Consider the following 19,722-nt stretch of genomic DNA (forward strand, 5'->3'; position numbering starts at 1 on the left):
AATATTACAAAAAGTTAAATTGTATTTTTGCTTTTGCATGACAAATTTGTTAGACCACATATCAAATCCTTCAGATTTAAGAAAATTAAATCCTAAGCAATTACCTCAACTCGCAAAAGAATTGAGAGCATTTATTATAGATATTGTTGCCACAAAAGAAGGTCATTTAGGAGCCAGTTTAGGTGTTGTAGAGTTAACTATAGCTTTGCACTATTTATTTGACACTCCAAACGATTTGTTAGTTTGGGATGTTGGTCATCAAGCTTATGGTCACAAAATCTTAACCGAAAGAAAAGACATTTTTTATACCAACAGACAATTTGGTGGTGTAGCAGGATTTCCATCAAGAAATGAAAGTAAATTTGATGCTTTTGGAGTTGGACATTCATCTACATCTATTTCTGCTGCTTTAGGAATGGCAATTGCGTCTAACTTAAAAGGCGAAACAGAAAAACAACATATTGCTGTTATTGGAGATGCTTCTATTGCTAGTGGTATGGCTTTTGAAGCCTTAAATCATGCAGGAGTTTCTAATGCTAACTTGCTCATTATTTTAAATGACAATGCAATTGGTATAGACCCTTCTGTTGGAGCTTTAAAAGAGTATTTAACAAAAGTTAAAACAGATAAAAGGTTAGCTGTACAAAACAATATTATAAAAGCTTTAAATTTTGATTATTCTGGTCCAATTGATGGTCATGATTTACCTACTATTTTAAAAGAATTAGAAAGATTAAAATCGGTTAAAGGACCAAAATTTTTACATGTAATTACTACTAAAGGAAAAGGATTACAACAAGCAGAAGAAGATCAGGTTACTTATCATGCACCTGGAAAGTTTGATAAAATTTCTGGTGAAAGAATTAAAAAAGAAGCAAGTTTATACACAAAATACCAAGATGTTTTTGGTAAAACTATTGTAGAATTAGCAGATAAAAATGATAAAATTGTAGGTATAACTCCTGCAATGTTAACAGGTAGTTCTTTAAAATTGATGTTAGAGAAATATCCTGAAAGGACTTTTGATGTTGGTATTGCAGAACAACATGCAGTTACTTTAGCATCTGGAATTGCAACACAAGGTTTAATTCCTTTTTGTAATATTTACTCCACTTTTTTACAACGTGCATATGATCAAGTTATACATGATGTTGCTTTACAAAATTTACCTGTTGTATTTTGCCTAGATAGAGCAGGTTTAGTTGGCGAAGATGGAGCAACACATCATGGTAATTTTGATTTAGCATATTTACGATGCATTCCTAATTTAATAGTTTTTGCTCCTAGAAATGAAATTGAATTGCGTAACATTTTATATACTGCTCAATTAAGTTTAAAAAACCCAATTGCAATTCGTTACCCTAGAGGAAGAGGAAACATAATTGATTGGAAACAGCCTTTTAAAGAAATTAAAATAGGTAAAGGTGTTCGCCTACAGAAAGGAAATAAAATTGCAATTTTATCTATAGGAACTATAGCAAAAAACGTAATTGATGCTTTGACTCTGGTAAAGAATACTACATGTTTTTCTCATTATGATATGCGTTTTGTAAAACCTTTAGACATTGTTTTATTACATACAATTTTTAAAACACATCAAACAATAATTACAATAGAAGATGGAACAATTAAAGGTGGTTTTGGTAGTGCAATTTTAGAGTTTGCCTCTGATAATAATTACCAAAATAAAATTGAAGTTTTAGGAATTCCTGATAATTTTATTGAACATGGAAGTGTTTCTAGACTTCAATTAAAATTAGGTTTAGATGCCACTAGTTTAGCAAATCATTTTAAATTATTGATATAAAAAAAGACGCTAAAAAGCGTCTTTTTTATTTCTATTTATATCAAAATAATTACATTGGAAAATCCATTGTAGATTTTTTGGTTAAAACTATTTTAACATATTTTAATTTACCTTCTGCAGAATAACTTACTACAGCTTCATTATTATCTAACTTAAAAGGAATTTCTAATTCATTTGTTTTTTTAGAATCACTTTCTTTAATAAATCCTTGAAAATTTCCTTTTCCTTGATCCTTAAGGTTGGTGAATTTTCCTTTAAAATAAACACCTTCAACAACAATATCTTTGTCATTAACACTATTATCTAAAAACAAATAAATACTAAAACCTGAACCTCCTTCTTTTATTCCAGAAGACCAGTTTTTATAGTAAGACTCTTTAAAATTTAATTCAGATTTTTTTTCTAATTTATAAGTATTAGCACATCCTAAAAAAATTGACAATAAAAAGAAACTTAAAAAATTAGTTTTTGACATTTAATTAAATTTTAGTTTTTAACGAACTTAAAGTTTTGCTTTTTACCATTTACACTTAAATTAACAAGATAAACTCCAGAATTTAACGTTTCAACATTAATTTTTCTATTTAAAACAGTTCCTGTTTTAATAGTTTTCCCTGTAATATCAGAAATATTGTAAGTTAAATTATTGCTTAAATCTAACGTTTTACTTTGTAAATTTAATTCCTTTTGTGTAGGGTTTGGATAAAAAGAAACTTCTAAATTATTTGAATTAAAATCATTTGTAGATAATGTTCCACCAACTGTAGTTTCAAACATACCATTTCCATGAGTACCAATTAATAATTTATTATCTGCTGGTCTGTATGCTAATCCACTAATTAAAGCAAGTCCTATATCATCTGCTCCTTCCATTTGCCAATCTATACTTGTAGGATCTGTAGAACTATACAAACCTCTTGCTGTACCTACAAAATAAACAATATCTGAACCTACTTGAGTAATAGCAGCAGATCTAATAGAATGCTTATCTAAATTTCTTTCTACTAAAGTCCATGTTGGTGTTGCAGAAGTTGCATTTGTAGTTAAATAAATATTATTAATACCGTAATTAGCATAGGTTACTAAAACAATATCTGGGTTTGTTGGGTGTATAGCTATATCACTAACATTGGTTCCAAAATTAGTATTAGCTCCTGTTGGTGTAATATTAGTTGCTGTACTTACACTTGTAGCATTTTTAGGGTCATTTACTTTAAAAACACCTCCTTTACCACCACCAACTAACATAAAACTAGTTGATGCATCGTAAGTTCCTCTTGTGGTAGCAATAGTATTAATTATCTCAAAAGATGGTAAAAAACCAGCATTAACCCAAGAATCAGAATCTACATTAGCTGCATCATCTGTTTTAAATAATGTATTCTTACTTCCATAATATAATAGGTCATTATTATCTGGGTCTAAATAAAAATAAGTAACAAACTTTGCACTTGAACCACTTGCTGCATCAGTAGGTGTAATTTCTCTATACCCACTAGGGTAATTCGTATAAATTGGTCCTTGTTGAAAACCTAAAAATAATTGTAACTCTGTGTCAGAATCTCTCCTTGCAATTCCTACAGCAACACCATCTCCACCAGCAATTGAATTCATTGAAGTATTATCTGCAAAACCTGCATCTGTACCTCCCATAGTTGTTCCATTATCTTGAGCCCCACCAATAACTATATTACTTCCAGATAAAGGATCTAAAGTTACATGATAATATTGGTATGTTGTGTAGTTATTATTTAAACTTATCCAAGTAATACCTAATGAAGTTATATCTAAAGTTTTATGAATCCCTCCATCTGTACCACTATAAAAAACATTATTATTATTTGGATCAAACTCTAAAGAATGAATATCTGGATGATGATTATTATAGCTAGCATATCCTGTATTATCTTTATAACCACCTATTCTAGAGAATGTAGCATCAGTTGTTATATTAGCAATTTTATAAATATTAGTTCCTCCAATAGTTACAAAGTTCTCATCATCTGGTTTTACAGAAACAACCAAGTCATAACCTCCTTGAACCGCAAATGGATCATTACCATCTGAATCACCTCCAGCCTCATCTGGTAATTTTGAAGAATAATTAGTCCAAGTAGATGTTGTAGAATTATACTGCCATAAATCTGCTTCAATACCAGATTTTCCGTTTACATATAAAGCATAAACCATTCCATCATTAGAAGCTGCTTCACCTAATACAATTCTTCCTGTAGCAGACCAATCTGCAGGAGTACCATTTTTAGCAATTTGTGTCCAAGAACCATTTCCATTTGGAGAAGCCCAAACTCCTTCTAAACTTGAATTACCTGCAAAACTAACATAAACTTTTCCACTAGGAGTAATTACCACATCTGTATGGCTTGTACCTGAAGGTTTCAATTCAGAATTAAAATTAACTCCATCATATCTAAAAATTTCATCACTTGTTGCTATAAATAAATCTCCTGTAACAGGATGAACTTCTAAAGCACTCGTATAATCAAAAGAACTATCAAATGTTTGAAAATCTGAATCTGTTCCTGGAAGTATAGTCCAACTTTGTCCACTATCTGTAGATTTCCAAACACCTTGTCCATTATAAGCTGTATTACCTAAGGATGCACTGTTTCCAGAAAATTCTCCAGTAGCATAATACCAAATATTTTGAAAACCAACTCTTGGGTCTTGTGCTAAAGCAGATACATTATGTATTTGTCCTTGAGGAGTTACTTTTGTCCAACTAGCTCCTCCATCTGTAGTTCTAAAAAGTCCACTACTAATACCTCCTGAAAGCATTGTATTACTTGTTGCGTCAGAAATATCTACTGCAAATGCTCTGGTTCTACCTCCTAAATTAGAAGGACCTCTAGATATATATGAATTGGCACTAGATTTTCTTAGTTTTTGAATTCTCATTAAATCTACTGCAGTATTATATTCTCTTGCTTTTTCATCTAAAGGAATCTCTCCAGTAACTGGGTTTTTTTGCATATTAAACTCATACTTTTCTCTTTCTAAAGCATATAAATATCTTGCATTTTCAGGCTTAGATTTTGGTTTTAATTTTCCTTGAGAAGTATTATTAAGTATTTTATTATTATTACTTTGCTTGTTAAAATAAAAAGCTAAAATTGTTATAATGGCAATAAATGGAATTAGTAATTTTTTATTCATAATTTTATAAATTCTTTAATAAGGTTAGCAATTTAGGTATAAATAATAATTTTTAAATAATATTTCCTGTTAATTTTTTATGCATTCTTATTGCATATCCATCTGACATTCTAGAAACATAGCTACAAACTTGCATAATTCTGTTGTACAAATTACTAGTTTCTGAATGGTATTCTTTAGGTAATAAGTTTAAAACTAACTTGTCAAAATTAGATTGATTTCCATCAAACTTATTGTTTAATGCAGTTACAAATACATCTAAAAGATCAGCAATAATTCTGTAGCCTGCTACTTCTTTTTCTATCACTTCTTTACTTTGATAAATTTTATCTACACTAATTTTAATGATGTCGTTAATTTGTGCTTCATACTTACACTTATCTAGTAAAGATTTATTAAAAGTACCATTTAAAATAGCTTCTTCATTTTCTAAGAAAATAGCAACAGCTTCATTAATTAATACTCCAATTGCTAAGGCTCTTAAATAACTTACTCTATCTTTTTTGTGCTGTAATAAGTGATATTTCTTAGAATCTATGGTGTCTTTTACCAACTTAATCATGTATTCTAGAGCAAACTCTTCTTCTATTAAGCCTAAGTTAATACCATCTTCAAAATCTATAATTGTGTAACAAATATCATCTGCTGCTTCTACCAAATACGCTAATGGATGTCTGTAAAAGGATACTGATGAGTTAGATTTTTGTTTCATTCCTAAAGTATCAACAACATCTAAAAATTCATTTTTTTCAGATTGAAAAAAACCATATTTTTTATCTACAATATGATTTGTTGGTTTTTTAGGCAAACTTTCTTTTGGGTATTTTAAAAAGGCACCTAAAGTTGCATAACTAAGTCTTAATCCTCCTGAAATACCTTCTCTAGATTCTGTTAAAATTTTAAATCCATTAGCATTTCCTTCAAAATCTATTAAATCTTGATATTCTTTTTCTGTTAATTGGTCTTTATATTTTAAGCCTTTTCCTGTTTTAAAATACTCTCCAATTGCTTTTTCTCCTGAATGTCCAAAAGGAGGGTTTCCAATATCGTGCATAACAGATGCTGCTGCAACTATGGCTCCAAAATCATTAAAGGTATATCCTAATTTTCCTAAATTTGAATGACGCTCTAACAATACTTTACCAACTCTTCTTCCTAAAGTTCTACCCACTACAGAAACTTCTAGACTGTGTGTTAAACGAGTGTGAACAAAGTCTGTTTCTGATAAAGGAATAACCTGAGTTTTGTCTTGTAAACTTCTAAAAGCTGATGAAAATATAATTCTATCAAAGTCTACATCAAAACCTAAGCGTGTTTCATCTTGTGTTGCTCTTGGTCGTTTCTGAGTGTCTCCAAAGCGTTTTAAAGAAAGAAGTTCTTCCCAATTCATTTAAATATTTTTTATTTATTACCGTTTTCTAAGATTACATCTTTTTCTGAATATAACAGTTCTGCAACCTGTATTAATTTCTTTATTAAATCATTTACATTAACATTATCATTTACTAATGAAGATGCCATATTTGTAGTGATTAAGTTTTCTCTTATAACTCTATCTATAGATTTATTTTCTTCATGAAGCGCATTTTTTGCTTCCTTTTTTAGTTTTTTTAAGATACTAAAATACTCTTCTTTATCTTCATTTTTATCAAAACCGTAGATTACTCTTAAAACCTTAACAACCTTTTTTCTAAACTTGTTATATTCTTTTTTAATTTCTTCATTATCTGACTCTAAGAATTGAGTTACATTTTTTTCTAATTCTCTGGTATCTTTTATAATTTCTACCATTCTTCTATTGGCAAATTTTAACTCAGAAAGTCTCTTATTTTGTGCTTTGGTTAATTTTAAATCTTGTTGACCTCTGGTTACAAAACTTATAATTTTACCATAGATGTTTTTTACTTTGTTATAGTAAAGTTCTTCAATATTTGCTTTTATTTGAATGTCTGACTTTTTTATTAGTTTTTTAATTTTTATATCAGATTTAATATCATCTCTATGAATATTTAAAGCATGGGCTATTATTTCGAAAATGGCGTTTTTATATAAATATTTAGATTCCTTTAAAACAGAAGATATTAGTGTTCCTGGAAACTCTAAGATTGCTTCGTTTAAATATTTTGGTTCATCTATTGCCTTTCCTTCTTCTTCTTTATATAGTTTTAATAAAAACTTTTCTAGTTTCTTAATAAAAGGAATCATTATAAGAACCCCTAAAACATTAAATATTGTATGAAATAACGCTAGTTTAAGAGTGTAATCTGTTTCTGAAAAATGTAAAAAATTTGATAAATAATTAACCAAATTTGCTAAAGGAAAAATAAGTGCGAGTGCTAAAATACCTGTAGTAAAATTGAAAATTAAATGGGCAATAGCCAATCTTTTACCTGCTGCATTAGAACTTAAAGAACCCAAAACAGCAGTTATTGTAGTACCAACATTAGCACCAATTGCTAATGCTAATGCATTTTGATATTCTATTTGACCTGCAGCAAGAGCTGTTAAAATTAAGGCTAAAGTTGCACTACTAGATTGTAAAACTGTAGTAATTATAATTCCTAAGCCTGCATAAATTACAGCTCCTAAAAACCCAGAAACTGCAAATTGAGTTAAATCTATATAATCTTTAAAAAAGTCGAAACCTTCTTTCATGTAATGAATACCTAGAAAGAAAAAACCTAAACCTGCTAAAACATTTCCTATTCCTTTAAAAGTAACATTCTTTTTAAAAGAAAAGATTAGCCCGAAAATTAGCATTGGCATTGCTAAAGCAGATATTTTAATTTTTAAACCAAAACCAGCTACTAACCATGCAGTTGCTGTAGTACCAATATTTGCCCCAAAAATTAAACCTAAACCACCAGAAAGACTTATTAAACCTGCACTTATAAAAGATATTGTAATTACAGAAACTAACGAGCTAGATTGCACTAAAGCTGTAACTAAAGCTCCTGCACTAATACTTTTATATAATTTATTTGTAGCTTTTTTTAAGAAATTTTGTAACGGCCCTTTTGTAAAAACTTTAAAACCTTCTTCTAACATTATCATTCCAAAAAGAAGAACTGCAACACCTGCTGCAATCGTTTTAAAGTTTGGATTGAAATATAAAATTATAGCAAGTATAACTAAGAAAAAAGTAAATAGAATTTTTTTAATCATCTTTAAAGCATGCCTTTGTTTACAAAGATTATGTAAACATAAAGATATTATTTATAAATAAAAAAGAGAAGTCTTTCGACTTCTCTTTTTTATTTTTGTTATCAAGATGATTATCCTTCACAAGAAGCACATTCTTTCTTTTGTTTAAATTTCTGAGCTGCATTCATACTATGTTGGTAATACATAGATTTTACACCTAATTTCCAAGCATTAATATAAACAGCATTAACATCTTTAATTGGCATATCTGGATGTACCATAATGTTAATAGATTGCCCTTGATCTATATGGTTTTGTCTATTTGCTGCTTGATATACAATTACATTTTGATCAATTTCTGAATAGGTTTTAAAAACATCTTTTTCTGCATCAGTTAAAAAATCTAAATGCAATACAGAACCATCATTATCTCTAATACTTTTCCAAACATTAGAAGTATTGTAGCCTTTTTCTTCTAAAACTTTTTCTAAAATAGGATTCTTAATTGTTGTTTTAATTTTAGCAATATCTTTTACATAAATGTTAGACCAAATTGGCTCAATACCTTGTGAAACTTGCCCTAATATAAATGCTGAAGATGTAGTTGGTGCAATTGCATTTAAAGTAGTGTTACGTCTTCCATAACCTTTTAAAATTTCTGGCTCACCAAACATTTTTGCCATTTCTACAGATGCTTTGTAAGATTTCTCTTTAATGACCTTAAAAATTTCACTGTTTAAAGAGTATGCTTCTGCACTATCAAATGCTAACATTTTAGATTGTAATAAAGAGTGCCAACCTAAAGCTCCTAAACCTAAAGCTCTGTTATCTTTTGCAAATTTATAGGCTTTTTCCATAAATCTAAAAGTAAATTGATCATCTCTATTTGGTGAGTCTTTATAAACATCTAATTTTGTTATAAACTCTTCCATTACTGCATCTAAGAAATAAGTAAGTGTTTCTACTGCATCTGTATCTTTCCATTTATCATAATGCAATAAATTCATAGAAGATAAACAGCAAACAAAAGACCACTCATCATTAGATGGTAACATTATTTCTGTACAAAGGTTACTTGCATAAATTTCTAAGTTTTTGTCTTTATAAACATCAACAGTTCCATTATTTGCATTGTCTCTAAAAAGAATATATGGATATCCTATTTCTCCTCTTCTTTGTAATATTTTTGCCCAAATATTTCTCTTTTCTACATCACCATCAATCATTTCTTGCATCCAATCATTACCCACTGTAACTCCATGGGTTAATTCTTGAATTGGGTTTCCTTCTGTACCAATTTCTAAAAACTCTTTTATGTCTTTATGATCTATAGGTAAATAAGGAGAAAAACGACCACGTCTTACAGAACCTTGACTAACTACATCAACCATTTTTTCAAACAATTGCATGATATGTACAGAACCTGATGATGAACCATTATTTTTTACATCTGCTCCTCTTTCACGTAATTTACCAAAGTAACCAGAAGTTCCTCCTCCAAGTTTAGACATCATACCAACTTCTGATTGAGAGAATAAAATATCTCCCATATCATCTGCTACATGAGACCCAAAACAACTAATTGGTAAACCTCTTCTTTTTCCGAAATTAGACCAAATTGGTGATGCTAAAGAAAAGAATCCTTCAGCCATATATTTGTAAAATTTATCAGAAAAACCATCAATTTTTAAAATACGTTCTGCATTGTCTGCAATTTCACGAATTCTTTCTTCTGGTGTTGTATCTCCTGTTAAATAACCAGATTCTAAAAATTTACGACTATTTTCTGTTAGCCATGTTATTTCTGGTTGTTTAGAATTTTTAAGCATTTCTTTTCTAGCAAGATTTCTTGCTTGAATAAGTTGTTCGTGTTCAGTAAGTTGTTCAGTGGTTTTTGTGGTGCTTTGGTTCATAGTTTAAAATAGGTCGTCGCTAGTTATACTTTTAGTTCTTTTACTGTAGTTAATTGATCTTTTTACGAAGAAATCTCCGTGTTTGGTTCCAATAATTTCATCATCAAACCAATCTGTTTCTGCCACTAAAGCTTCATCAACATCAAATACTTTTGAAATACCAATGCTCTCTAATGAGTTATTAAATCGGTTTTTAATAAATTCTTTTATTACTTTTTTAGGTAGAAAATCTAGTTCTCCACTTTCAAAAATCCAATCTATAATTTTGCTTTCTGATAGATAAGCTTCTTTACAAGTTTCTTGTACTAATAAGCTATGATCTTCATCAAACCAATCTGGATTTTCTTCTTTTATAATTTTAATAATATCTATACCAAAATCTCCATGAATTTGCTCTTCTTTAGAAGTAGCCTCTACAACATTAGATATCCCTTTTAAAACATTTTTATGCTTATTAAAAGCCATAATAATTAAGAACTGAGAAAATAAAGATACATGCTCTATAAATAAAGAAAATAAAATTATAGATTCTGAAAACTCTTTGTTGTCTTCACTTCTTACGTTTTTTAAGGCACCTTCTAAATAGTTTACACGCCTCATTATTACTGGGTTTTTCTTTAAGTTTTTAAACTCATTATTTAACCCTAAAACTTCTAATAAATGCGAGTAAGCATCATGATGACGTACTTCACTCTCTGCAAAAGTTGCTCCTACAGAACCAATTTCTGGTTTTGGCATTTTTTTATAAATGTCTCCCCAAAAAGTTTTTACTGCAACCTCAATTTGAGAAATTGCTAACATGGTATTTTTAATAGCGTTCTTTTCTACACTTGTAAGAACTGCTTTAAAATCTTGAATATCACTTGTATAATTAAACTCTGTATGTATCCAATAAGAGTGTCTAATAGCATCTACATATTCATTTAAAGCAGGATAGTCATAAGGTTTTAAGTTTAACCTTTTTTCAAAAATATTTAATTTTCTACTTCTAGATTGCTCATCTCTATATAAGATATATGCTTTTGCAACATCATGAAAAGGACTGTCCATTAACTTGTCTTCTACAATGTCTTGTACTTGCTCTACAGTAGGTACATAAAGAGGTTCGTTTAACTTTCTTTCTAATAAAGTTCCGTTAACAATATTAGTTATTGCAATTGCATCTTGTCTACTACCATTATTTACTGAAAGCATTGCTTTTTCAATAGCTTTTGTGATTTTTTCTAACTCAAAATCGCTTGTTTCTGAGTCCCTTTTTATAATCTGAGTAATTTTCACGATGAATTGGTGTTATTTAAAAGTTAATTAAATGCTAAAAACGAGTCTTACAAAGATTGACTTTTTTGTTCCAAAATGAAAGTCATACTTATTCACAAAACCCTTGAAGTTTTTAACAAATTTGTCATTTTCGTATTTTTATCATCAAAAAATTGATTTTTTAACAATCTAAATATCAGTATTTTATCATAAAAAAATCGCTGAAAGTACTATAAATATTGAGATTCTTAAAATGCTCTTTTTAAATCTTTAATTATCATAATTTCTGCAATCTTTTTTAAAGCTTAAAAAAAATGCAATTTTATTATCTTTTTTAATCAATTTTATTTAATAACAGTTATTATGTACAACCAACAACTTATAACCTTATATTTGTAGTATTATTAACATTTATTATTTATTACAGTGAAAAACGGAACAGTAAAATTTTTCAACGAATCTAAAGGATTTGGATTTGTAGTTGAAGACGATTCAAAAACAGAGTATTTTGTACACGTATCAGGTTTAATTGACGAAATTAGAGAAGGTGATGCAGTAGAATTTGACTTAAAAGAAGGAAGAAAAGGTTTAAACGCAGTAGACGTTAGAGTAATCTAATACTTTATAATCTTTTTAAAAGTAAAAGATCGTCTAAAATATTTTGGACGGTTTTTTTTTGCCTTATTTTTGCATAAACTTTTTTCTGATGAAGAATAAATTTCCAAAAATTGTACAGATTTCAATTATTTCTGTTTACTTAATTTTTTTAGCGGGCTCAGTAGTTAGAATGACAGGTTCTGGAATGGGTTGTCCTGATTGGCCAAAATGCTTTGGTTATTATATACCACCAACTTCTGAAGAACAAATTACCTGGAAACCAGATACTGAATTTAAAAAAGGCTTTATTATTATTAAAGATGAAGTTTTATTTGTTGCAGAAAAAGATGTAAAAACTACTTCTGAGTTTAACCCAAAAAATTGGGAAAAATATACAAAACACGATTACGCAAAATTTAATAAATACCATACTTGGACAGAATACATTAATAGACTTTCTTCTGTAATTGCAGGTTTTGTCTTTTTATTTTTAATTTATGGAGCTGCAAAATTTTGGAAAACAGATAAAAAAATTCCACTATTAGCTTTTAGCGCTTTCTTTTTAATGTTGGTAGAAGCATGGTTAGGAAAAACTGTAGTAGACACCAATTTAAAACCAACTGTAATTACCATACATATGGTAATAGGTCTTATTATAATTGCGCTTTTATTACAACTGCATTTTCATATAACTAAAAGAAAAACTTTTTTAAAGTACAATTCTGTTTTTAATAAACTATTAATTGTTTCTGTAATTTTTTCTCTTGTACAAATTGCAATGGGTACACAAGTAAGACAATTTATAGATGAACAAGTAAAACTTTTTGGGTTTGAAAACAAAAACTTCAGCTTAATGAAACCTAGCTTTAAATTTTACTTTCACAGGTCTTTTACCATAGCAATTGTATTAGTAAACTTAGGTTTGTTTTACCTTAATCAAGCAAAAAATTTAGGCTACAAATTGGTTAATTGGGTTGTTTTATTAATTTTTATTGAAACCATTACTGGTATTTTAATGTATTATGCAGAATTTCCTTTAGGTACACAAGCTATCCATTTATTGTCTGGAGCTCTTTTATTTGGTTTGCAGTTTTACCTTTGGCTACAGAGTAAAAAAACAGTTAACAATTAACTTGTTTAAGGATGTGCATTTACCCAAACTTCTCCATCTGAAAAATATTCTTTTTTCCAGATTGGAACAGTTTCCTTTAAAGTATCTATAGCAAACTCACAAGCCTCAAAAGCTGCTTTTCTGTGCTTAGAAGAAACAGTGATTATTACAGGAATATCTCTTATTTGTAACATTCCTTCTGCATGATGAATGGCTATTTTTTTAACATCGAACTTTTCTAAAGCTGCGTCTGCAATTTTTTGCATTTCTTTTATAGCCATTGGTTTGTAGGTAGAAAAATCTAATTGTTTTACTTCTTTTCCTTGAGTATCATTTCTTACTGTTCCTACAAAAGCAGAAATACCTCCACAAGAATCATCTTCTACAAAATGGTAACATTCTTGTAAGTTTAGTTTTTCTGAAGTAATTTTTATCGAAGTTCTTTGCATTGTTCTGCAAAAATAACAATTCAAAATGTATCTTTGCTATCAAATTTTTAATACTTCATAAAATGAAAAGTATCTTTAGAATTGTAAGTTTACTAGAGGGTATTTCTTACTTATTACTTTTATTTATAGCTACACCAATAAAATACTTACAAGACAATCCAGAATATGTAAAAATGTTAGGAATGCCTCATGGAATTCTTTTTATGCTATATGTAGTTTTAGCTTTTATGATTAAAAAAGAAATGAATTGGGATAATAAAACTTTAGGTATTGTTTTAGCTTGCTCTATTATACCTTTTGGTACTTTTTATGTTGATAAAAAATATTTAAGGTAATATTTTAACCTCCAGAAACTGGGGGAATAACAGCAATAACATCATTTTCTTTTAACAAAAGCTCATTAGAAGCATATTCTTCATTCACTGCAATTGCATAAGAATCTATATTTTCTAACTTAGGATAATTCTCTTTAAGCAAATTCTTAAAACTAGAGACAGATAATCCTTCTAAGACACCTAATTCTAAGTTAGAAGTTGCTACTAAATCTGTTGTTATTCCAAAAAAGAGTACTTTAATTTTCATGTTTCAAAATTAGTTAAACATACTCAATCTAAACAATAAACCATCGTTTTTAATTCCTGCATTAAAAGATTTTACATAATCTATCCTTAAAAAACGCCATTTACCAAAACCAATATTATCTAACCCAACTGAGTATTCTGTATAAGGTTTTTTATCTGCCATTAGCAACGTTTTTGCACCTCCTACTAAGTGAAAGTTTAATTTATTTACCAATGGAATTTTACCTAAAATAGCTCCTCTAAAATTATGCTCTATGTGTGCTTCTGCATATTTATCATTAGTGTAAAACTTATAATACTCTAACAGCCCAAAACTATTTAATTGACCATCTAATGGAAAATCTAACTGATTACCATTAGCTTGTAATTTATCCATTAAAGCAATATTTTTCTTCTTTAAAAACATACCTCCTCTTAAATTATAAGATAAGTTACCATAATTACCTGCATTGACATCTTGTCTTAAACTTGCAACAAATAAATCTGAATTTAATTCAGAATTAGAAGCCCCAAATCTTTTTGTATAATTTATATTTAATGTTGGGTATTTATCATTACCAATATTAAATTTTCTATCTGGGTAAGACAAATATTTTTGTCCAAAAACAATAGACGCACCAACATTTAATGTTGCAATTTTATGCTCTGTAAAAGCAGCATTTACAAAATCTGTTGTATTTAAAGGGTTGTTAGATGTATATGGTTCTGTATTACTTTGCTTTGCAAACGAATAATTTGTTGTATTAAATAACGGCTTTCTGTTAGCATATTCTAAAGAAGAAGAAAAATAAATACCATTTTTTATTTCTTCTGAATAATTGATTTTAGCAAAGCCTTTTTCGTAAATTTTTAAATGATTTCTTCTATAAAACAAAGAAGCAATAGTGTTATTTAAATCCATAATTGGATTTCTACTATTAAATTGAGCTGTTGTAATTCCTCCAGAAATAGTCATTCTTGGTCTAGAAATATTATTCCATTTTTTACTAAAGAAAACTGTTGGTCTTAAGCGTTTATCTGAAAAACCATAATTAGCACTTATACCAGCATTCCACCATTTTCCTTTTTCATTTTGTCTTTTAAAATAACTAAAACCTAAAGAAGTATTAAAACCTTGTACTGTATTAAAACCAAAATTACCTAGCAAACCATCATAAGAAAAAGACCATTTTTCGTAAGAATTTCTATATGTGTAGCCTGTAATTGGCGCTAATAAACTAAACTCATTTTGTTTTTTATTTACAGAATCTAAATATTTTTTAGATTTTCTAACAACCTTAATACTATCTTTAATTTTATAATCTTTAACTTCTTCTATAGTTAAGGGCACTGGTCTTAATTTATTCCAATAAACAGCATTTTTTTCAGTAGCTTTTTTCTCAAAAGTTAATACTTCATTTGTAAAAGTATTCTCTTCATATTTAGGCGAAAATTTATATTCTGAATATGCTGATGAAAACCTTCCATCAAATTTAAATCCAAATACATTTACCTTAAAATCTATACTTTGACTTATTAAAACCCAAGCATCAGTTTTATTAGCATAATTATAATTTTGTTTTAAATGCAAAACATCTACCATAGGTATATTTACTTGAGCACCAGTTACAGATACATCTGCTCCATACATTGCCCAATCATCTTCTACAATATAAATTGATCCGTTAAAAACTCTGTCGTTTTTTCTTTTAGGAATTAATTTTATTTTATTGATAAGTTTCCCATTTTTATCATAAAAAGTTCCTTCTAACTTATACTTATAATAACTAAACGCATTTGTAGAAATTGGCGAAACCAAATCATTACCAAACTCAACACTATTTTGATAAAAATTAATATTTGCATCTTCTGCTCTATTAAAACTTATACCATTATCTGTACCAGAAACCTTAGATGCAATAATATTCTCTTTAAATTTTTTTGGTTTTTTTTGAAATTTAATTTCAGAAATAGTTTCAGAAAGGTAAATTATTCCACTTCTTGTAGAGTCTAATCCTCCCCCAAAATCTCCCATAGTTTGCCCCATAAATTTTTCTGGAGCATCTTTTATTTTATACAATCCTCTAGAGTAAAATTTAGCAGTATATTTTGCAAACTTATCTGTATTTTTCTCTTTGTTTTCTATTACATTTCTAATAATTCTATTTGCAGGATTATCTTTTGTAGAAATTGAAATTTCATCTAACTGTACATTTTCCTCTGCTAATTCTACATTTAATTCAAATGGAAAAGAAGAAATAGTAACTTTCTTTTTAAAAGTTTTATACCCTAAAAATTGAAAAACAATAGTGTGATTTCCTTTTTTAGAAATATTTAAAACATACTCTCCATTATCATTAGAAGTTGTACCTGTAACTGTTTTATCTAAATAAACACTCACAAATGATAAAGGTCTGTAATTGGTGTCTGTAATCTTTCCTTTTACTTGCGCAAAAAATGTTGTTGAAACAAAAAGAAAGAATAAAAAAGTAATTTTTTGCATAGGTTGGCTTTTGTTGGTAGACGCAAACATAGAGTTTATGTTACAATCAAATCTTTAAAATTTGTTAAACAAGCATTAATGATTTCATAATTTTTAATAAATAAGCAATAAAAGCATCTATTTATAAGCCATAAATTATATGAAAAATTTAATACTTTTATTAATACAAATAGAATCTACTAATCAAATTAACTTTTTTAGTTAAAAGCATTAAAACAAAGCTCTTAAAAGTAACAATATATCATTAACAGTTTCGTTGAAAACCCTATATTTGTTCGCTATAAACAATGCAAACAACATTTTATGAGCGATTCTAGAAAACGACATGAAGCTTTACTTTATCATGCAAAACCAAAACCAGGAAAAATTGAAGTAATTCCTACCAAAAAATATGCTACTCAACACGATTTAGCTTTGGCATATTCTCCAGGTGTTGCAGAGCCTTGTTTAGAAATTGCAAAAAACAAAAACAACGTTTATAAATATACTTCTAAAGGAAATTTAGTAGCTGTTATTTCTAATGGTACTGCAGTTTTAGGTTTGGGCGATATTGGTCCTGAAGCTTCTAAACCTGTTATGGAAGGAAAAGGATTGCTTTTTAAAATATTTGCAGATATTGATGTTTTTGATATTGAAGTAGACACAACTGATGTAGACAGGTTTATTGATACAGTTAAAGCAATTGCACCAACTTTTGGTGGAATTAACCTAGAAGATATTAAAGCTCCTGAAGCTTTTGAAATAGAAAGACGTTTAAAAGAAGAGTTAGACATCCCTGTAATGCATGATGATCAGCATGGAACTGCAATAATTTCTGCAGCTGCTTTAAAAAATGCTGTAGATATTACAGAAAAAGACATTAGCAAAGTTCAAATTGTTGTTAATGGTGCTGGAGCTGCTGCTATTTCTTGTACTCGTTTATACTTAAAACTAGGTGTAAAAAGAGAAAACGTTGTAATGTGTGATAGTAAAGGGGTTATCAGAAAAGATAGAGAAAACCTTACCACACAAAAAGCAGAATTTGCTACAGATAAAGATTTAAATACTTTAGATGATGCAATGGTTAATGCAGATGTGTTTATTGGTTTATCTATGGGTAATGTTGTTTCTACTGAAATGTTACTATCTATGGCTAAAGACCCTATTGTTTTTGCAATGGCAAATCCAGATCCAGAAATAGAATACGACTTAGCAGTTGCAACTAGAAAAGATATTATAATGGCTACAGGAAGATCAGATCATCCTAACCAAGTTAATAATGTACTAGGATTTCCATTTATTTTTAGAGGTGCTTTAGACGTTAGAGCTACTAAAATTAATGAAGAAATGAAAATGGCTGCCGTAAATGCTTTAGCAGACCTTGCAAAACAAACTGTACCAGAACAAGTAAATATTGTTTATGATGAAGTAAGTTTAGCATATGGTAGAGATTATATCATACCAAAACCATTTGATCCAAGATTAATTTATGAAATTCCACCAGCAATTGCAAAAGCTGCAATGGACTCTGGTGTTGCATTAGAACCCATTGATAATTGGCAAAAATATCGCGAAGAATTAATGGAAAGATCTGGTTCTGGAAGTAAAGAAATTAGACTTTTACACAACAGAGCTAAGAGTAATAAAAAACGAATTGTTTTTGCTGAAGCAGATCATTTAGATGTGTTAAAAGCAGCACAAAGAGTGTTTGAAGAAAAAATTGGAATCCCTATTTTACTTGGAAGAAAAGATGTTATCCTAGACTTGATGGAAGAAATAGGTTTTACAGGTAATGTTACAATAATAGATCCAAAAACAGACGAAGAAACTGAACGTAGAGAACGTTTTGGTGAAGTATATTGGAAAAATAGACAACGTAAAGGACGTACTTTTTCTGAAGCAAAAAAATTAATGCGAGAACGTAATTATTTTGCTGCAATGATGGTAAATGAAGGTGAAGCAGATGCACTAATTACTGGATACTCTAGACCTTACCCTACAGTTGTAAAACCAATTTTAGAACTTATTGAAAAAGACAAAGGAATCACTAAGATTGCTGCAAGTAATTTAATGCTTACTAAACAAGGTCCTTTGTTTTTAGCAGATACAACTATTAATGAAAACCCATCTGCTAAAGATTTAGTTAAAATTGCTCAAATGACGGCTAACTTTGTTAAAATGTTTGGTATGAAACCAAATATGGCAATGGTTTCGTTTTCTAATTTTGGATCATCTAACTCAGAAACATCTAAAAAAATTAGAGAATCTGTATCTTATTTACATCGTCATTTTCCAGACACAGTTATAGATGGTGAATTACAAGCAGATTTTGCTTTAAATCCAGAGTTATTAGCAAAAGAATTTCCTTTTTCTAAATTAAATGGTAAAAAAGTAAATGTTTTAATTTTCCCTAACTTAGAATCTGCTAATATTACTTATAAATTATTAAAAGAAGTAAATAAAGCAGAATCTATTGGTCCTGCAATTTTAGGTTTAAGTAAACCTGTACATATTATTCAATTAGGAGCAAGTGTAGATGAAATGGTTAATATGGCTGCATTAGCTGCTGTAGACGCTCAAGAAAAAGAAAAAAGAAACAACAAATAAAATTTGTTACTTTAGAAGCCTAAAAAAAGTCATTAAATATGATTACACAAATTAGAGGGAGATTAGTTGAAAAAAATCCAACAGAAGTTGTTGTAGATTGTAATGGAGTTGGGTATTTACTCCATATTTCATTAAATACTTTTTCTAGTTTACCAAATGATGAAGCTGTTATTCTTTATACACATTTATCTATAAGAGAAGATGCTCATACGCTATTTGGTTTTATTAATAAAACTGAAAGAGCCGTTTTTAAATTATTAATTTCTGTTTCTGGAGTAGGACCAAGTATTGCAAGAACTATGTTATCTTCTATGACATCAGAAGAAATACAAAATGCTATAGCCTCAGAAAATGTACCTTTAATACAATCTGTTAAAGGTATAGGTGCAAAAACAGCACAAAGAGTAATAGTAGATTTAAAAGATAAAATTTTAAAGACGTTTGATATTGATGAAGTTTCATTAACTACAAGCAATACAAACAAAGATGAAGCGTTATCTGCTTTAGAAGTTCTAGGTTTTAATAAAAAACAATCAGACAAAGTTGTGTCTATGATTTTAAAAGAAAACCCAGATGCTTCTGTAGAAAATTTAATAAAATTATCCCTAAAGAACTTATAAT

At 28.8% G+C, this 19,722-nt stretch carries 15 protein-coding genes; 6 read left to right on the forward strand and 9 right to left on the reverse strand.

Going from position 1 to position 19,722, the window contains the following annotated elements; all coding sequences use genetic code 11:
- Nucleotides 1-37: 37 nt before the first annotated feature.
- Nucleotides 38-1,807, forward strand: coding sequence for a 1-deoxy-D-xylulose-5-phosphate synthase (dxs, locus tag MPF13_RS00820; protein ID WP_249980337.1), 1,770 nt, complete (start codon nt 38-40; stop codon nt 1,805-1,807).
- A gap of 49 nt (nt 1,808-1,856) precedes the next feature.
- On the opposite strand, the gene MPF13_RS00825 is transcribed toward dxs, so the two are convergent.
- The 6 genes from MPF13_RS00825 to MPF13_RS00850 all read right to left on the reverse strand — a co-directional run bounded on the left by MPF13_RS00825 (nt 1,857) and on the right by MPF13_RS00850 (nt 11,316).
- Nucleotides 1,857-2,282 (reverse strand): hypothetical protein, encoded by a 426-nt coding sequence (locus MPF13_RS00825; RefSeq protein ID WP_249980338.1) that lies wholly within the window; start codon nt 2,280-2,282, stop codon nt 1,857-1,859.
- An 11-nt stretch (nt 2,283-2,293) separates the two neighbouring features.
- A complete protein-coding gene (locus MPF13_RS00830) occupies nt 2,294-4,981 on the reverse strand; it encodes a T9SS type A sorting domain-containing protein (RefSeq protein ID WP_249980339.1) in 2,688 nt (895 codons plus the stop codon).
- A 52-nt stretch (nt 4,982-5,033) separates the two neighbouring features.
- A complete protein-coding gene (locus MPF13_RS00835) occupies nt 5,034-6,371 on the reverse strand; it encodes a deoxyguanosinetriphosphate triphosphohydrolase (protein ID WP_249980341.1) in 1,338 nt (445 codons plus the stop codon).
- 11 nt (nt 6,372-6,382) lie between these two features.
- Complete coding sequence (locus MPF13_RS00840) at nt 6,383-8,146, reverse strand: Na/Pi cotransporter family protein (RefSeq protein WP_249980342.1); 1,764 nt, start codon at nt 8,144-8,146, stop codon at nt 6,383-6,385.
- Between the two features lie 110 nt (nt 8,147-8,256).
- Nucleotides 8,257-10,038 (reverse strand): ribonucleoside-diphosphate reductase subunit alpha, encoded by a 1,782-nt coding sequence (locus tag MPF13_RS00845; RefSeq protein WP_249980343.1) that lies wholly within the window; start codon nt 10,036-10,038, stop codon nt 8,257-8,259.
- Between the two features lie 3 nt (nt 10,039-10,041).
- Entirely contained in the window at nt 10,042-11,316 is a 1,275-nt protein-coding gene (locus MPF13_RS00850) for a ribonucleotide-diphosphate reductase subunit beta (RefSeq protein WP_249980344.1), read from the reverse strand.
- Nucleotides 11,317-11,721: 405 nt separating this feature from the next.
- Here MPF13_RS00850 and MPF13_RS00855 point away from each other — a divergent pair, with 405 nt between their 5' ends.
- Together MPF13_RS00855 and MPF13_RS00860 are read left to right on the forward strand one after the other, a co-directional pair.
- Nucleotides 11,722-11,913 carry a cold-shock protein gene (locus MPF13_RS00855; RefSeq protein ID WP_249980345.1) on the forward strand — a complete coding sequence of 64 codons (192 nt, stop codon included), beginning with the start codon at nt 11,722-11,724 and terminating at the stop codon, nt 11,911-11,913.
- An 88-nt stretch (nt 11,914-12,001) separates the two neighbouring features.
- Nucleotides 12,002-13,024, forward strand: coding sequence for a COX15/CtaA family protein (locus tag MPF13_RS00860; protein WP_249980346.1), 1,023 nt, complete (start codon nt 12,002-12,004; stop codon nt 13,022-13,024).
- A 5-nt stretch (nt 13,025-13,029) separates the two neighbouring features.
- On the opposite strand, the gene MPF13_RS00865 is transcribed toward MPF13_RS00860, so the two are convergent.
- On the reverse strand, nt 13,030-13,452 hold the full coding sequence (locus tag MPF13_RS00865; protein WP_249980347.1) for a molybdenum cofactor biosynthesis protein MoaE: 423 nt from the start codon (nt 13,450-13,452) through the stop codon (nt 13,030-13,032).
- 62 nt (nt 13,453-13,514) lie between these two features.
- Here MPF13_RS00865 and MPF13_RS00870 point away from each other — a divergent pair, with 62 nt between their 5' ends.
- Entirely contained in the window at nt 13,515-13,787 is a 273-nt protein-coding gene (locus tag MPF13_RS00870) for a DUF3817 domain-containing protein (RefSeq protein WP_249980348.1), read from the forward strand.
- A gap of 4 nt (nt 13,788-13,791) precedes the next feature.
- Here the strand turns inward: MPF13_RS00870 and MPF13_RS00875 are convergent, their stop codons facing one another.
- On the reverse strand, nt 13,792-14,034 hold the full coding sequence (locus tag MPF13_RS00875) for a MoaD/ThiS family protein (protein ID WP_249980349.1): 243 nt from the start codon (nt 14,032-14,034) through the stop codon (nt 13,792-13,794).
- A gap of 9 nt (nt 14,035-14,043) precedes the next feature.
- Entirely contained in the window at nt 14,044-16,515 is a 2,472-nt protein-coding gene (locus MPF13_RS00880) for a DUF5686 and carboxypeptidase regulatory-like domain-containing protein (protein ID WP_249980350.1), read from the reverse strand.
- A 303-nt stretch (nt 16,516-16,818) separates the two neighbouring features.
- Between MPF13_RS00880 and MPF13_RS00885 the strand changes: the two genes are divergently transcribed.
- Both MPF13_RS00885 and ruvA read left to right on the forward strand, forming a co-directional pair.
- Nucleotides 16,819-19,101: an NADP-dependent malic enzyme gene (locus MPF13_RS00885; RefSeq protein ID WP_249980352.1), complete on the forward strand. Its 2,283-nt coding sequence runs from the start codon at nt 16,819-16,821 to the stop codon at nt 19,099-19,101.
- A gap of 38 nt (nt 19,102-19,139) precedes the next feature.
- Nucleotides 19,140-19,721 (forward strand): Holliday junction branch migration protein RuvA, encoded by a 582-nt coding sequence (gene ruvA, locus MPF13_RS00890; RefSeq protein WP_249980353.1) that lies wholly within the window; start codon nt 19,140-19,142, stop codon nt 19,719-19,721.
- The last annotated feature ends 1 nt before the right edge of the window (nt 19,722 follow it).

Origin of the sequence: Polaribacter sp. Z022, from assembly GCF_023555495.1 — a bacterium.
Classification (GTDB): Bacteria; Bacteroidota; Bacteroidia; order Flavobacteriales; family Flavobacteriaceae; genus Polaribacter.

What these genes read in the sequence shown, in the direction of transcription:
- dxs (WP_249980337.1), top strand. Translation starts at nt 38, where the DNA reads ATGACAAATTTGTTAGACCACATATCAAATCCTTCAGATTTAAGAAAA.
- MPF13_RS00825 (WP_249980338.1), bottom strand. Translation starts at nt 2,282, where the DNA reads ATGTCAAAAACTAATTTTTTAAGTTTCTTTTTATTGTCAATTTTTTTA.
- MPF13_RS00830 (WP_249980339.1), bottom strand. Translation starts at nt 4,981, where the DNA reads ATGAATAAAAAATTACTAATTCCATTTATTGCCATTATAACAATTTTA.
- MPF13_RS00835 (WP_249980341.1), bottom strand. Translation starts at nt 6,371, where the DNA reads ATGAATTGGGAAGAACTTCTTTCTTTAAAACGCTTTGGAGACACTCAG.
- MPF13_RS00840 (WP_249980342.1), bottom strand. Translation starts at nt 8,146, where the DNA reads ATGATTAAAAAAATTCTATTTACTTTTTTCTTAGTTATACTTGCTATA.
- MPF13_RS00845 (WP_249980343.1), bottom strand. Translation starts at nt 10,038, where the DNA reads ATGAACCAAAGCACCACAAAAACCACTGAACAACTTACTGAACACGAA.
- MPF13_RS00860 (WP_249980346.1), top strand. Translation starts at nt 12,002, where the DNA reads ATGAAGAATAAATTTCCAAAAATTGTACAGATTTCAATTATTTCTGTT.
- MPF13_RS00865 (WP_249980347.1), bottom strand. Translation starts at nt 13,452, where the DNA reads ATGCAAAGAACTTCGATAAAAATTACTTCAGAAAAACTAAACTTACAA.
- MPF13_RS00870 (WP_249980348.1), top strand. Translation starts at nt 13,515, where the DNA reads ATGAAAAGTATCTTTAGAATTGTAAGTTTACTAGAGGGTATTTCTTAC.
- MPF13_RS00875 (WP_249980349.1), bottom strand. Translation starts at nt 14,034, where the DNA reads ATGAAAATTAAAGTACTCTTTTTTGGAATAACAACAGATTTAGTAGCA.
- MPF13_RS00880 (WP_249980350.1), bottom strand. Translation starts at nt 16,515, where the DNA reads ATGCAAAAAATTACTTTTTTATTCTTTCTTTTTGTTTCAACAACATTT.
- MPF13_RS00885 (WP_249980352.1), top strand. Translation starts at nt 16,819, where the DNA reads ATGAGCGATTCTAGAAAACGACATGAAGCTTTACTTTATCATGCAAAA.
- ruvA (WP_249980353.1), top strand. Translation starts at nt 19,140, where the DNA reads ATGATTACACAAATTAGAGGGAGATTAGTTGAAAAAAATCCAACAGAA.